Genomic DNA, 13,346 nt, shown 5'->3' with positions numbered 1-13,346 from the left:
GGAAGCACCCCGAACTCAGCGCCGTCGGTCCGGCACCAGCCCGCCGAGCACCCAGTTCACGATCGAGATCAGCAGCGCGCCCCAGAAGGCCGCGCCGAACCCGTCGACGGTGAGGCCGTACCCGGTGACGTCGGTGACGGCCGCGGTCAGCATGAGCATCAGCGCGTTGATCACCAGGAGGAACAATCCGAGGCTCAGCACGATCAGCGGGAGCGACAGCAGCTGGATCACCGGCTTGACGACGGCGTTGACCAGCGTGAACACGGCGGCGATGCCGAGCAGTACCACCAGATCCCAGCCCTGGCCGCGGCCGGAACTCGCGACGGCGATCCCGTCGATCCAGGCGGCGGCGAGCCAGACGGCGAATGCGGTGACGACGAGGCGGAGCAACAACACCATGGCAGCCATGGTGTCATCTCCGGCCACCGCCGCGGCGGCTCAGCCGAGGACCAGGCCGACCGCCGTCGCGACGGACCACACCAACATGGCCAGGCCGGTGTCCCGGAGGGCGGGGATCAACGCCAGCCCGTGGGCCCGCGCCCGCACCGGAGCGTTGGCCTTCCACGCGAGCGGGAACGCGATGAGTCCGAGCAGCGACCACGGAGTCTGCAGGACGAGCGCGACGCTCACCACGAACGGCACCGCGAGCAGCGCGGCGTGCAGTCCCCGGCTGCGCGGATCACCGAGGCGAACGGCGAGGGTGACCTTCCCCGACTCGGTGTCCGAGGGGATGTCGCGAATGTTGTTGGCCACCAGCACGGCGCTGGAGAACGAGCCCACGGCGATCGCGCAGGCGAGGCCGGTGAGGTCGATCCGATCGGTCAGGACGAACTGCGTGCCGCACACCGCGACGAGCCCGAAGAACACGAACACCGCGATCTCGCCGAACCCGCTGTAGCCGTACGGTTTCGCACCCCCGGTGTAGAACCACGCGCCCGCGATGCAGACGGCGCCGACCACGACGAGCCACCATGCCGTCGTCACCGCCAGCACCAGCCCCGCGACGGCGGCGATCGCGAAGCAGACCACCGCGGCCGTGCGCACCGACCCGGGCGAGGCCGCGCCGGATCCGACCAGTCGCAACGGGCCGACGCGATCGTCGTCGGTGCCGCGGATGCCGTCGGAGTAGTCGTTGGAGTAGTTCACCCCGACGATCAGAGCGAGGGCGACCAGCAGGGCGACCGGGGCCTTCCACCAGGTGACGGTCGTGTCGGCCATGGCGGCCGCAGCGCCTACTGCCACCACCACGGGCGCGATCGCGTTCGGCAGCGTGCGCGGCCTCGCCCCCTCGATCCACTGCGTTGCTGTCGCCATGGTGCGCATCATCCCTCACGGCCGGTACCCGGGCGCGTCCCGGTACGGACGGCGGGCCGAAGGCGACCGTGGCCGACCGGCCGCCGAATGCGACTGTGCGGTCGGTGTTGTCGGCCGGGGACGTGAACACTTACGATGTACGGGCGCTCTCCGGAGGAGAGTTACTCACGGCCTGTGTCCGTCGGCCGTGAACGTGGCGTCATCCCCTGCGGGACCGGTGTCCGGTTCGCCGACACGCGTTCTCGCCGTCACGATCAGGATTCACCATGCGCAATCTGCCGTCTGTCGCCGATGTGGTCGCCACCATGCCGCCGGCCGAGATCGACGGGGCCATCCGCGCCCTCACCGTCCGTCAGCGCGCGCTGCTGCTCGACGGTGATCTGCCGTCGGTCTGGGCCGTCACCGAGGACCTCGAGCGCTGCTTCGCCGCACTCAGTGCAAGGGCCGGGGATAGCCGCGGTCGGTGACCGGGACCGGGTCCGGTTCGTCGGAGAGGCCGGTCGGTTGGAACTCCACCAGGATGAAGCGCTGACCGGGGACGCGCGTCGCCCGGAGATCGACCACCACCCAGCCCCCGCCGCGGCGTCGCAGGCGGACGTCCGGAATCAGTGTGCTGTTGTCGACCCAGCTGTCCATCACGCGGTACTGCTCGACCAGCCGCAGCACGTCGTCGGGGTGCGGGGTGTCCCGGCGATCCGCCTCGCCCTTCCACTGCACGCCCTCGACGGGCTCGGTCAGCCACCGCACCACCCGGACCGCCGTCACGTCCACCAGCGCGATGGACGTCGGGTTCGACCGGGTCAGCGAGCGCAGAGCCAACGCCTCGACGGACGGCCCCTGGCTCGAGAGCTGGTCCGGCCGTAGTTCCACGGCCAGGCCGCGGGAGACGACGTCGATCTCGCCGTCGACCTCGACGCGCGCGGTCCGCACGATGTTGCGCAGCGGCAGCGGTCCCGATTCCGTCCGCGCGGCGACGGTCCCGTCCCAGCGATCGCCGTCCCGCGCGTCGATCAGCGCGGTCAACAGATACATCCCGGACTCGGCGTCGTCGATCGCCTCGAACAGACCCGGGGCCGTGCCGGTGAGGCGCCCGCGGTCGGCCTCTCGGAGGAACATGCTCATCACGGGCGTGAAACGGAAGACCCGGTCGACCGCCGACCATTCGTAGGCGGCGGCCCGTGGCGGCGGTGTCGACGGCGCACTGCCCGCGGGACCGACGTGCACCAGCACCCCGTGGACCGCTCCGCTGGGCCCGCACACCGGGATCAGGCGCAGGTCCACGCCTCCGTCGCGCACGGGGACGGTCTCGGTGCGTTCTCGACCGTCGGCGACGACCCGTCCCACGAGAATGCGGGCCGCGTCGGCGACGCGCTTCGGCCGCAGAGCCCGCTGCAGGGACGTCCAGTCCTTCGGCAGTCCGTCCCGGACCACGACGGCGGCATCGCGGGTGTCCCCGGTCCGAGCGAGGGTCTCCACCACCATCCACCCGGTGGCCGGCGTCGAATGCTCGGCGGGATCGCGCGAGTCGTGCGCTGCTGTCATGTCGACCGCCTCCGAGAACGTGCTCCGTGGCCCGGGTGGATCGCGCCCCGTGGCACGGGTGAAATGGCGCCCCGTTACACGGGTGAAACCGCACTGTACCCATCGGCACCGACATCGCAGTCGTCCGTGGCGGGTCGCTCCCACCTGCTGTCATCCGTTCGGACGACACCATCGGTCGACCGCCGCCGTCACCGCGCCTCGTCGATCACCCGTCGCAACGCCGCAGCACGATCGACCTTTCCGGGGCCCCGCACCGGCAGCGCAGCCGTCCGCACGACGACGCGCGGCACGGCCTCGCGGCCCAGCTCGCTCGCCACGTGCTCGCGGATGGCGTCGTCGGTCACCGTCGCCCCGGCGTCGAGGACCACCAGGGCTGCCACGCGCGCGCCCAGCCGCTCGTCCGGCACACCCACCACGACGCATTCCGCCACCCCGGGCACCGCCGTCACGACGTCCTCCACCACCCGCGGAACGACGGTCAGCCCGGCCGTGGAGATGGCGTCGTCGACCCGGCCGAGGATGCGGAGACGCCCGTCCTCGCCGATGCGCCCGACGTCGTCGGTCCGGAACCAACCGGGCTCGGCGAACGCGGGATGGTCGGGCATGCCGCGGTACCCCGCTGCCAGTGTCGGTCCGCCGAGCGACACGCGGCCGTCGTCACCGAGGCGCAGCCGACCGTCGTCGCCGAGGCGCAGCCGACCCTCATCACCGAGGCGCAGTCGCACCCCGTCGAGGGGGACGCCGTCGTAGACGCAGCCGCCGCAGGTCTCGGACATCCCGTACGTGCGCACGACGGGGATCGCGGCCGCCGTCGCCCGCGCCAGCAGCGGGGCGGGGGTGGCGGCGCCGCCGAGGAGGACTGCGTCGAGGGAGGCCAGGGCGGCGGTGGCGTCTGGGTCCGCCAACGCCTTGACCAGCTGGGTGGGCACCAGCGAGGTGTACCGGCGCGGACCGCTCATCGCCGCGACCGCGGCGGGCAGGGCGGTGGGATCGAACCCGTCGCGGACGTCGAGCACCACCGGCTCGGTCCCGGCGGCCACCGATCGGAGCAGCACCTGCATGCCCGCGACGTGGTGGGCGGGAAGGGCCAGCAGCCAGGTCCCGACGCCGCCGAGTCGGGAGTGCGTCGCCGCGGCGCTCGCCCGCAGCGCGGCGGCGGTGAGGAGCGCGCCCTTGGGCACCCCGGTGGATCCGGAGGTGGCGAGGACCAGGACCGCGTCGTGCTCGATCGGGGTGCCGGGCGCCAGGGTGCCGGTGAGGCGCTCGATCTCACGCGGGTCGTCGGCGGGCACGGGCAGCGCCGGGGGCGCCTGGCCGTCGAGCACGCGGGCCAGGTGGGGGAGCAGTGCGGCGGCCTCGGGGCCGGCGGGAATCCGCAGGACCTCGAGGTCACTCGCCACGGGAGTCCTTGCGCTGCGGGTGGTTCGGCGGGACCTCGACCAACACGATGCGGGTGCCGTCCGGGTCCGCGATCCACATCTCGATCAGTCCCCAGGTCTCGGTCCGGGGTTCGCGCACGACCGCCACACCGGCCTCGACGAGCTCGGCGCGTGCGGCGTGGACGTCCCGCACCTGGAGCAGGATGGTGGCGCTCGACCCGGCGTCCGGCTCGCCGTGGCCCGCGACCTCGATCAGCGCCTGCCCGGCGAAGAACACCGTTCCGCCCGGATACTCGCGAAAGATGCCGAGGCCCAGACGATCTCGATAGAACGCCGTCGTGACGTCGGGATCGCGTGGGCGCAGGATCGTGCGGCTCGCCAGGACGTCCATCGCGTCAGAAGTACCAGGGGTAGGGCGACCAGTCGGGGTCGCGCTTCTCGAGGAACGAGTCCCGGCCCTCCACGGCCTCGTCGGTCATGTAGGCCAGACGGGTCGCCTCGCCGGCGAACAGTTGCTGGCCGACCAGTCCGTCGTCCTGCAGGTTGAACGCGTACTTCAGCATGCGTTGCGCCTGAGGCGATTTGCCGTTGATGGTGCGGGCCCACTCGATCGCCACCGTCTCCAGCTCGGCGTGGTCGACGACCTTGTTCACCGCGCCCATCCGGTGCATGTCCTCGGCGCTGTAGGTGTCACCGAGGAAGAAGATCTCGCGAGCGAACTTCTGTCCCACCATCTTCGCCAGGTAGGCGCTGCCGTACCCGCCGTCGAAACTGCCCACGTCCGCATCGGTCTGCTTGAAGCGAGCGTGCTCGCGGCTGGCGAGCGTCAGGTCGCACACCACGTGCAGGCTGTGGCCGCCGCCGGCCGCCCACCCGTTGACCAGGCAGAGGACCACCTTCGGCATGGTGCGGATCAACCGCTGCACCTCGAGGATGTGCAGGCGACCGGCGCGCGCCTTGTCCACCGTCTCCGCGGTCTCACCGCTCGCGTACTGGTACCCCGAGCGGCCGCGGATGCGCTGGTCTCCACCGGAGCAGAAGGCCCACCCGCCGTCCTTGGGGCTGGGTCCGTTGCCGGTGAGCAGGACCGCACCGACGTCGGAGGTCATGCGGGCGTGATCGAGCGTGCGGTACAGCTCGTCCACCGTGCCGGGCCGGAACGCGTTGCGCACCTCGGGGCGATCGAACGCGATGCGCACGGTGCCGTCGGTCACGTGGCGGTGGTAGGTGATGTCGGTCAGGTCCTCGAACCCGGGCACGACGGTCCACTGATCGGGCTGGAACGGGGAGCGCGTCTCGGTCACGCCCCAACCCTACGACCCGGCGCCCGCGCCGGTCCCCACCCTACGACTCGGGCCGGTGAGTGCAGCGTTACCGTCGGGCGATGAGCGACACGCCGCACGGCGGCTTCCCGAGGTTCACGCCCGCGCATCCGCCCGCCGACTTCGGGCGCCTGCTCGAGGCGTTGCGCACCATCCAGGACCTCGCCGTCTCGACCGACCTCCCCGAGGAGCAGCTGGCGGCCGCCGCGGACCAGGCGGAGAAGCTCGCCGCCGCGATGGCGCCGTACGTGGTGCCGGAGGGCGCCTCCCCGGCCGGCCGGTCGCTCGAGCTGCCGGGCCGGGGGAGTCTGCTGCTCCTGCCCTGGACCATCGAGAAATACGGCCCCGACGGTGTGCAGTCCACGGGTGTGTTCCGTCGCTACCACCTCGGGGGCAACGCGGCCGCGCACGGCGGCACCCTGCCGCTGCTGTTCGACGATCTCTTCGGGCTGATCCAGCACGCCTACGGCCGCCCCCGCAGCCGCACGGCCTTCCTGCACATCGACTACCGCGCGGTCACGCCGCTCGACCGGCAGTTGCGGGTGAGCGGGCACGTCACCAAGGTCGAGGGACGCAAGGCGTTCATCGAGGCGGTGCTGACCGACCTCGACGGGACGGTCCTCGCCGAGTGCCACTCCCTCATGGTGTCGCTGCTGCCCGGCCAGCCCTGATGCGCCCGGCCGACCTCCTCGCGTCCGCGCACGTCGTCGCCCTGCCGATGCGCACCCGATTCCGGGGCATCACCGTGCGGGAGGCGATGGTGTTCGAGGGCCCGGCCGGGTGGGGCGAGTTCGCCGCCTTCCCCGAGTACGACGACGCCGAGGCCGCCCTGTGGCTCGCCGCCGGTCTCGAGGCGGCCACCCTCGGTCCGCCCGACCGCGTCCGGGAGTGGGTCGACGTCAACGCCACCGTGCCCGCCGTACCGGCGGCCGACGTCCCCGACGTCCTCGCCCGCTTTCCCGGTGCCCGCACCGCCAAGGTGAAGGTCGCCGAGCGGGGGCAGAGCCTCGCCGACGACGTCGCACGCGTCGAGGCGGTCCGCGCCCTCGTCCCCACCGTGCGGGTGGACGCCAACGGTGGCTGGACCGTCGACGAGGCCGAGCGGGCGCTGCACGCCCTCACCGAGACGGGCGACCTCGAGTACGCCGAACAACCCTGCGCGAGCGTCGAGGACCTGGCCGAGGTGCGACGTCGGGTGCCGGGCGTCGCCGTCGCCGCCGACGAGTCGATCCGCCGGGCCGACGACCCGCTGCGCGTCGTGCGGGCGGGCGCCGCCGACGTCGCCGTGGTCAAGGTGCCGCCGCTGGGCGGGATGCGGGCAGTCGTGGCGCTCGCGGACCGACTGGCCGAGTACGGCGTACCGGTGGTCGTCTCGAGTGCGCTCGACACCGCCGTGGGGATGAGCGCCGGTCTCGCCGCCGCCGCTGCGCTGCAGTCCACCGCCGCGTGCGGGTTGGCCACCGGCGCGCTGTTCACCGCCGACCTGGCCCCGCCGCGGGAGCTGGTCGACGGCCGATTGTGCGCCGACACAATCGTTCCCGACTCCGCTGCGCTCACCGCACTGGCCGCGCCCGAGGACCGCCGACGCTGGTGGATCGCCCGCGCCGAACGGTGCCTCCGGCTGTTGTAGGGTCGCCGCCGTCCCCAGAACCGCCGTTCCCGATCGACCCGAAAGGTTCCCTCGTGGCTTCCCTCCAGACCACCCTGCTCGACGAGTCCGTCGCCCCCGCCGTCCGTGCCGACGTCGCGGCGCTGATCGACGCGGAGGTGTCCGGCAAGAAGGGCGCGTCCGGCCTCGCCGTCAAGGGCGGGTACGGCGCCGTGAAGAAGGTCGGCCCCGGGATCATCGACGACGCCGTCGCGAAGCTGTGGCCGAGCTTCGTCGCGAAGCTGGACCCGTTCTGGCAGGAGTACACCGCCGCCGGATCGTCCGGGCGATTCGGCGACCACCTCGTCGGCCGCGGTGACGCCGTGTCCGACGCGCTGCTGTCGGTCACCGACGAGCGCGTCGCGGGCACCAGCAGGAAGGCGATCGAGAAGGTCTACTCGTCCCTGCGGCCGTCGGCGAAGAAGCACGTCACCGAGGCGCTCCCGCGCGTGGGCGAGCTGGTCCAGAAGTACGCCTGAGCAGCCTCACTCGCCGCGCTGTCGCCGCCGCGTGAACAGCGGCACGATGAGCAGCATCAGGAACACCCTCAGCACCTGCGCGGCGACGACGAACGTCACGTTCACGTCGCTGGCCGCGGCGAGCGCCAGCACGGCGTAGATGCCGCCCGGGGTGGTGGCGAGATAGGCCTCGTACGGGGTGACGGACGTCGTCTCCACCAGGACGAGGCCGAGCAACGCGCATCCGACGGCGATGGCGACGATCAACAGCGTGGCCCACGGGAGGATGCGGCCGATCGAGCGGAACGACTCGACGGTGAAGCGCAGACCCGCCTGCCAGCCGATCACGATGTACACGGCCGCGAGCAGCAGGGTCGGTACCTCCGCACCGCCGGTCCACCCGACCAGATCGGCCACGGTGGCCACGATCAGGGGACCGAGCAGTGCCGGCGCGGGCAGGCGGATCAGCCGCGCCAGGGGCACGCCGACGCCCAGGCACCCGAGGATGAAGACGGCGTCCACCCACAGCGGCGCTCCCGACGTCTCGGGCCCGCCGCTGCGACCGGTGTCGGCGTGGAACACCACCGTGGCGACGAACGGCAGGGACGCCGTCACCAGCAGCACCCGCAGGTACTGCACCACCGCGACCACCCGCTCGTCGCCGCCCAGGTCGCGCGCGATGGCCACCATGCCGGACGCCCCGCCCGCCACGAGAGCCAGCGCCCCCGTCGTCGCCGACAGGTCGCGGTGCAGGCCGAGCGCGGCGCCGGCGCCGATGGACAGCAGCAGGGTGCCGAGCGAGACCAGCACCACGGGAACCCAGTCCGACCCGAGCGAGGCCAGGGTGTCCCGGTCGAGCAGCGTGCCGATCTCCACGCCCAGCACCGCCTGCGCGGCCTGGCTCGCCCGGCTCGGGACCTTGGTGGGGCCGACCCGCGCCAGGGCGAACACCGTCGCGACGGCGAGTCCGACGAACAGCGCCGCCGAGGGGACGCCCACCCGCTCGGCGAGAACCGTCAGCACGACCGTGACGAGCGTGAGGGCGACCCACCTCCCGGCGAGCGCCGGGGAGAACCTCATCGCGGCGTCGTCGGCCGATCGATGGTCCGCACCGCCGGCGGCAGTCCCCACTCGTTACGGCCCAGACGACTCAGCGGAGCGAGGGAGTCGAACGCGGGCAGGTCGTCGTCGGCGAGGTGCTCGGCCTGCACCGTGATCATGGTGACGTCGCCCATGACGACGAAGGCGTTGCCCACCTCGACCACCCGGTTCAGCGTCGCCTCGATGGACACCGGCGACTGCGCGACGCGCGGTGGACGCACCGTCTCGCTCGGTTCCTCCGCGAGCCCCACGGCGGAGAACTCGCTGATCGAGGACTCGTAGTTCGCCGACGTCGCGTTGACCTCCTCGAACAACGCCTCCGTCGCGAGGTTGATCACGAATTCGCCCGTCGCCTCGATGTTGCGGAGGCTGTCCTTGCGGCCGATGGAGGTGAACTGCACCACCGGCGGAACGGAGCTGGCCACGGTGAAGAAGCTGTACGGAGCGAGGTTCGGCACACCGTCCGCCGAGATCGTCGACACCCAGGCGATCGGGCGGGGGACGACGGTCGAGGTCAGCAGCTTGTAGTAGGTGGTCTCGTCCACGGTCTGCGGGGTGAAGGTTCGGCGCACGTTAACGATGGTGCCATTCTCCCGGCGGTGTGCCTGCTGCCGTGTGTCACCCTGGATCGGTGAACCCGTCCACTGCCCAGGCCACCGTCGTCGTCGACGAGTTGATCCGTGGCGGCGTCCGTGACGTCGTCCTGTGCCCCGGGTCCCGCAACGCCCCGCTGGCGTTCGCGCTCGAAGCGGCCGATCGTGCCGGTCGGGTCCGACTCCACCTGCGGATCGACGAGCGCACGGCCGGCTTCCTGGCCATCGGGCTCGCGATCTCGGCCGGTCACCCGGTGCCGGTGGTGATGACGTCGGGCACCGCCGTCGCCAACCTCGGGCCCGCGGTGCTCGAGGCGAACTACGCTCGCGTGCCACTCGTGGTCCTCAGCGCCAACCGGCCCTACGAGATGCTCGGCACCGGCGCCAACCAGACCATCGAACAGCTCGGGCTGTTCGACGTCCAGGTGCGGGCGACCATCAGCCTCGGCCTGGCCGAGGAGGGGGACCGCAACAGTCAGTGGCGCTCCGCCGTGTGTCGCGTGCTCGCGGCCGCGCGCGGCACCCGCTCCGGCAACGCCGGTCCCGTGCACTTCGACATCCCGCTGCGCGAACCTCTGGTGCCCGATCTCTCCGACACCACCCCGGCCCCGGCGGGTCGCCCCGACGGCGCCGCCTGGACCACCACGCAGTACGCCAGCCTCGACGTTCCGGTCGACCTCGACCTCACGCCCGACACCGTGGTGATCTCCGGCCACGGCGCCGCGTACCGCCCCGAGCTGGCGCACCTGCCGACCGTGGCCGAGCCGACGGCTCCGCTGCACGGCCCGGCCGTGAACCCCCTCGCCTTGCCGGCTCTCGCGCCGCGCCAGGCGGTCATCACCGGCCGCCCCACGCTGCACCGCCCCGTGTCCGCGTTGCTCGCGAATCCCGACGTCGACGTCGTCGCCCTCACCACCGGACCGCGCTGGCCCGACGTGTCCGGCAACGTCGTCGCCACCGGCACCCGCGCCGTCGTCACCGGCGCGCCGTCGCAGGCGTGGCTCCGCCGCTGCGCCGACGCCTCCGCGGCGGCCGACGAGGCCGTCCGGACCACCCTCGACCGCGCCGACTCGGTGACCGGCCTGCACGTCGCGGCAGCCGTGTCGTCGGCCCGACGCCCGGGTGACCTGGTGCTGCTCGGCGCCTCGAACCCGGTCCGCGACATGGCGCTCGTCGGCTACCCCGCCGACGACGTGCGGGTGATCTCCAACCGCGGCGTCGCCGGCATCGACGGCACCGTCTCCACCGCGGTCGGCGCCGCGCTGGCCCACGACGGCCGCACCATCGCGCTGATGGGCGACCTCACGTTCCTGCACGACGCGTCGGGCCTGCTCATCGGGCCCGGTGAGCCGCGCCCGCGCGACCTGACGATCGTCGTCGCCAACGACGACGGCGGCGGCATCTTCGAACTGCTCGAACAGGGCGACCCGCAGTACGCGGGGGTGTTCGAGCGCGTGTTCGGCACCCCGCACGGGATGGACCTCGCGGCTCTCTGCGCGGCTTATCGCATCCCGCACCGCCGGGTGGACACCGACGAGCTGGCCAAGGCTCTCACCGGGCACGCCGACGGCATGCGGGTGTTCGAGGTGACCACCGATCGCTCCGGGCTCCGTGACCTGCACGCCCACATCCGGAGCGCGATCGGCTAGCTCTTCTGCGCCAGGTACTCCCGCGCCTGCTTCGACTCGGTGTGCACCAGTTTGCCGATCATGTCCACGATCAGGCCCTCGATCTTGCCGCCCACCAGCGGCACCTTGACCTCGGCGGTGCCGTTCAGCGTGAGGCGGGTGCCCGCGCCGTGCGGGGCCAGGACGAACACGCCCCGGACCTTCGACGGCAGGCCCGTGGAGCCGCCTTCCAGCGTGCCGCCCGCGCGGCCGTTCTCGAGCGGACCCCACGTGTCCTTGCGGGTGATCGTCAGACCGCCACGCACGACCTTCTGCACCACACCGGGGAGCACCTGCGCGCCGACGTTCTCGCTCATGGTCACCTCGATGCCGCCGTCGTCACGCCGGGTGACGGACACCTCGGCGCGATCTCCGGCGTCCTGCCGCCGCTTCTCCCACAGGTCGTCGTCGGTCAGCGCGGCGTGCGCCTGCTCCAGTGTCACGTCGAAGTCTTCGGTGAACTCGAATTTCCGCCCCATGCGTCGGAAGGGTACCCGGCGTCGCACCGCCCGACCTGTCCGTGCGCCGGGGTGGTGACGTGCCACTACGCTGACGCCCGTGACGAGCGAGACGGTGGGTGCGACGGGGCCGGTGGGTGCCCGACGACGACGCCCCCTCGCCGTCACCGTCCTGACGGTCCTCGCCACCGCGATCTCGGTGCTGGCCGTTCTGCTGGTGCTCGCCGCGTGGCGCAACGACCACACCATCTCCTCCGACGAGGGGGTCGCGACGGCCGAGGTGCTCTCGGCCGGTCGGCTGCGGTCCGCGGTCAGCTTCGTCACCCCGGACGGCGAGATGCACAATCCCCGTCTCGGCGTGCTCTACCCGACGAACCTGGTGGCCGGGCAGCGCATCGACGTCGAGTACGCGCGGTCCGAACCGGACCTGGTGCGAGTGGCGGGCCGGGACGCGTCCGTGGCGGTGATCCCGGCGCTGTCGGTCGTCGTGGTCACCTGGGCGATCGCGGGGCCGCTGATCCTGGTCCTCCGGCGGCGCGCTCGGCAGGTCTGAGGAGGACGCCCTAATTCCGGGCAGGATTCGCCTTCCGTTCGCCGGTACGTCACGGTCGCTCTGCCGACCCGTCGTCCCGGCGCGGGACCGTCGGGATCGTGCGCATTGCCGTGATCGCCGAATCGTTCCTGCCCCACGTCAACGGTGTCACCAACTCGATCCTGCGCGTCCTCGAGCATGCCGACGCCGCCGGCCACGACGCGCTCGTCGTCGCCCCGGACACCCCCGCCGGAGTCGCTCCGGCGGCCACGGAGCACGACGGCGTGCCCGTCGTCCGCGTGCCGTCGGTCATGGTCCCCAAGGTCAGTTCGCTGCCCGTGGGCGTGCCGACCCCGGCGCTGCTCACCACCCTGCGGACCTTCGCTCCCGACGTCGTCCATCTCGCGTCGCCGTTCTCCCTCGGTGCGGGCGGCGTCGCCGCGGCCCGGCGGCTGGAGATCCCCACGGTCGCCGTCTATCAGACCGACGTGGCCGGCTTCGCCGAGAGCTACGGGCTGGGTCTGACCTCACGGGCCTGCTGGGCGTGGACACGACGCATTCACAAGGCGAGCGACCGCACGCTCGCCCCGTCGACGTCGGCGATGGACGCCCTCGCAGCGCACGGCATCCCGCGCGTGCACCGGTGGGGTCGCGGGGTCGACACCCTGCGGTTCGCCCCCTCGGCCCGTCGCGACGACCTGCGCCGCGCCTGGACCGGCGGTGACGGGTCGCAGATCGTCGGCTTCGTCGGTCGTCTCGCCCCGGAGAAGCACGTCGAGCGGCTCGCCGGACTGGCCGCGCGGGACGACGTCACGGTCGTCGTCGTCGGCGACGGTCCCGAGCGGGCGCGGCTCGAGGCGCTCATGCCGACGGCCGTCTTCCTCGGCCAACTCGGCGGCCGGGATCTCGCCGCCGCCTACGCGTCGTTCGACGTCTTCGCCCACCCCGGTGAGCACGAGACGTTCTGCCAGACCGTGCAGGAGGCGCTCGCCAGCGGGGTGCCCGTCATCGGTCCCGATGCCGGCGGGCCGCGCGACCTGGTGAGCCACTGCCGCAACGGCTACCTGCTTCCCGTCGACCGCTACGCGGAGCTGCTGCCCAGCGCCGCCCGCGCGCTCGCCGATCCGACCACCCGTGCTCGCTTCGCGGCGTCCGCGCGGACCTCGGTGCTGCACCGCACCTGGCCGGCGTTGTGCACGCGGTTGTTCGAGCACTACGAGGACGTCATCGGCGGCGCCGGCACGCGCCGCGCGCGGGCCGCATAGGCACAGCACGCGCCGCGCGCGGGCCGCATAGGCACAGCGCGCGCCACGCGCGGGCCGCACAGGCAAC

Annotated in this window: 16 protein-coding genes; 7 read left to right on the top strand and 9 right to left on the bottom strand. The window is 72.6% G+C overall.

What is annotated here, in order from left to right:
- Positions 1–15: 15 nt before the first annotated feature.
- Entirely contained in the window at positions 16–399 is a 384-nt protein-coding gene (locus RC2_RS07290) for a phage holin family protein (RefSeq protein ID WP_068146102.1), read from the bottom strand.
- Between the two features lie 39 nt (positions 400–438).
- The gene (locus RC2_RS07285) at positions 439–1,314 is read right to left on the bottom strand and encodes a 1,4-dihydroxy-2-naphthoate polyprenyltransferase (RefSeq protein ID WP_068146104.1); all 876 of its coding nucleotides are present in this window, start codon (positions 1,312–1,314) and stop codon (positions 439–441) included.
- 266 nt (positions 1,315–1,580) lie between these two features.
- Here RC2_RS07285 and RC2_RS07280 point away from each other — a divergent pair, with 266 nt between their 5' ends.
- Positions 1,581–1,781 (top strand): hypothetical protein, encoded by a 201-nt coding sequence (locus RC2_RS07280; RefSeq protein ID WP_068145975.1) that lies wholly within the window; start codon positions 1,581–1,583, stop codon positions 1,779–1,781.
- Here the strand turns inward: RC2_RS07280 and RC2_RS07275 are convergent.
- From RC2_RS07275 to RC2_RS07260, 4 genes are all read right to left on the bottom strand, one after another.
- Complete coding sequence (locus RC2_RS07275) at positions 1,747–2,856, bottom strand: GAF domain-containing protein (protein ID WP_068145979.1); 1,110 nt, start codon at positions 2,854–2,856, stop codon at positions 1,747–1,749. The two genes, RC2_RS07280 and RC2_RS07275, sit on opposite strands and share 35 nt — an antisense overlap.
- A gap of 188 nt (positions 2,857–3,044) precedes the next feature.
- Positions 3,045–4,256, bottom strand: a complete 1,212-nt coding sequence (locus tag RC2_RS07270; RefSeq protein ID WP_068145982.1) for an AMP-binding protein — start codon at positions 4,254–4,256, stop codon at positions 3,045–3,047.
- Positions 4,246–4,626: a VOC family protein gene (locus RC2_RS07265; protein WP_068145985.1), complete on the bottom strand. Its 381-nt coding sequence runs from the start codon at positions 4,624–4,626 to the stop codon at positions 4,246–4,248. Before RC2_RS07265 ends, RC2_RS07270 begins: the two co-directional genes overlap by 11 nt.
- Positions 4,627–4,630: 4 nt before the next feature.
- A complete protein-coding gene (locus RC2_RS07260; RefSeq protein ID WP_068145988.1) occupies positions 4,631–5,539 on the bottom strand; it encodes a 1,4-dihydroxy-2-naphthoyl-CoA synthase in 909 nt (302 codons plus the stop codon).
- 80 nt (positions 5,540–5,619) lie between these two features.
- On the opposite strand from RC2_RS07260, the gene RC2_RS07255 reads away from it, so the two are divergent.
- From RC2_RS07255 to RC2_RS07245, 3 genes are read left to right on the top strand one after another with little or no spacing between them, the layout of a single operon-like run.
- A complete protein-coding gene (locus RC2_RS07255; RefSeq protein WP_068145990.1) occupies positions 5,620–6,228 on the top strand; it encodes a PaaI family thioesterase in 609 nt (202 codons plus the stop codon).
- The gene (locus RC2_RS07250) at positions 6,228–7,187 is read left to right on the top strand and encodes an o-succinylbenzoate synthase (protein ID WP_072681237.1); all 960 of its coding nucleotides are present in this window, start codon (positions 6,228–6,230) and stop codon (positions 7,185–7,187) included. The genes RC2_RS07255 and RC2_RS07250 overlap by 1 nt, the downstream gene beginning before the upstream one ends.
- Positions 7,188–7,240: 53 nt before the next feature.
- Complete coding sequence (locus RC2_RS07245) at positions 7,241–7,684, top strand: DUF6918 family protein (RefSeq protein ID WP_139277306.1); 444 nt, start codon at positions 7,241–7,243, stop codon at positions 7,682–7,684.
- A 6-nt stretch (positions 7,685–7,690) separates the two neighbouring features.
- Here the strand turns inward: RC2_RS07245 and RC2_RS07240 are convergent, their stop codons facing one another.
- Positions 7,691–8,743: an AbrB family transcriptional regulator gene (locus RC2_RS07240; protein WP_068146111.1), complete on the bottom strand. Its 1,053-nt coding sequence runs from the start codon at positions 8,741–8,743 to the stop codon at positions 7,691–7,693.
- Positions 8,740–9,336: a flavin reductase family protein gene (locus RC2_RS07235; protein ID WP_068145995.1), complete on the bottom strand. Its 597-nt coding sequence runs from the start codon at positions 9,334–9,336 to the stop codon at positions 8,740–8,742. Before RC2_RS07235 ends, RC2_RS07240 begins: the two co-directional genes overlap by 4 nt.
- 59 nt (positions 9,337–9,395) lie before the next feature.
- Between RC2_RS07235 and menD the strand changes: the two genes are divergently transcribed.
- Positions 9,396–11,006 carry a 2-succinyl-5-enolpyruvyl-6-hydroxy-3-cyclohexene-1-carboxylic-acid synthase gene (menD, locus tag RC2_RS07230; RefSeq protein WP_068145997.1) on the top strand — a complete coding sequence of 537 codons (1,611 nt, stop codon included), beginning with the start codon at positions 9,396–9,398 and terminating at the stop codon, positions 11,004–11,006.
- Here the strand turns inward: menD and RC2_RS07225 are convergent.
- A complete protein-coding gene (locus tag RC2_RS07225; protein WP_068146000.1) occupies positions 11,003–11,503 on the bottom strand; it encodes a DUF2505 domain-containing protein in 501 nt (166 codons plus the stop codon). The genes menD and RC2_RS07225 overlap by 4 nt on opposite strands.
- 112 nt (positions 11,504–11,615) lie before the next feature.
- Between RC2_RS07225 and RC2_RS07220 the strand changes: the two genes are divergently transcribed.
- Both RC2_RS07220 and RC2_RS07215 read left to right on the top strand, forming a co-directional pair.
- Positions 11,616–12,035, top strand: a complete 420-nt coding sequence (locus RC2_RS07220) for a DUF3592 domain-containing protein (RefSeq protein WP_068146115.1) — start codon at positions 11,616–11,618, stop codon at positions 12,033–12,035.
- Positions 12,036–12,133: 98 nt separating this feature from the next.
- Positions 12,134–13,279, top strand: coding sequence for a glycosyltransferase family 4 protein (locus RC2_RS07215; protein WP_068146003.1), 1,146 nt, complete (start codon positions 12,134–12,136; stop codon positions 13,277–13,279).
- Positions 13,280–13,346: the final 67 nt, after the last annotated feature.

It is taken from the genome of Rhodococcoides corynebacterioides NBRC 14404, assembly GCF_001894765.1.
Classification (GTDB): Bacteria; Actinomycetota; Actinomycetes; order Mycobacteriales; family Mycobacteriaceae; genus Rhodococcoides; species Rhodococcoides corynebacterioides.
The sequence above is the reverse complement of the archived record's forward strand: the minus strand, read 5'-3'. Positions and strand labels throughout refer to the sequence as shown.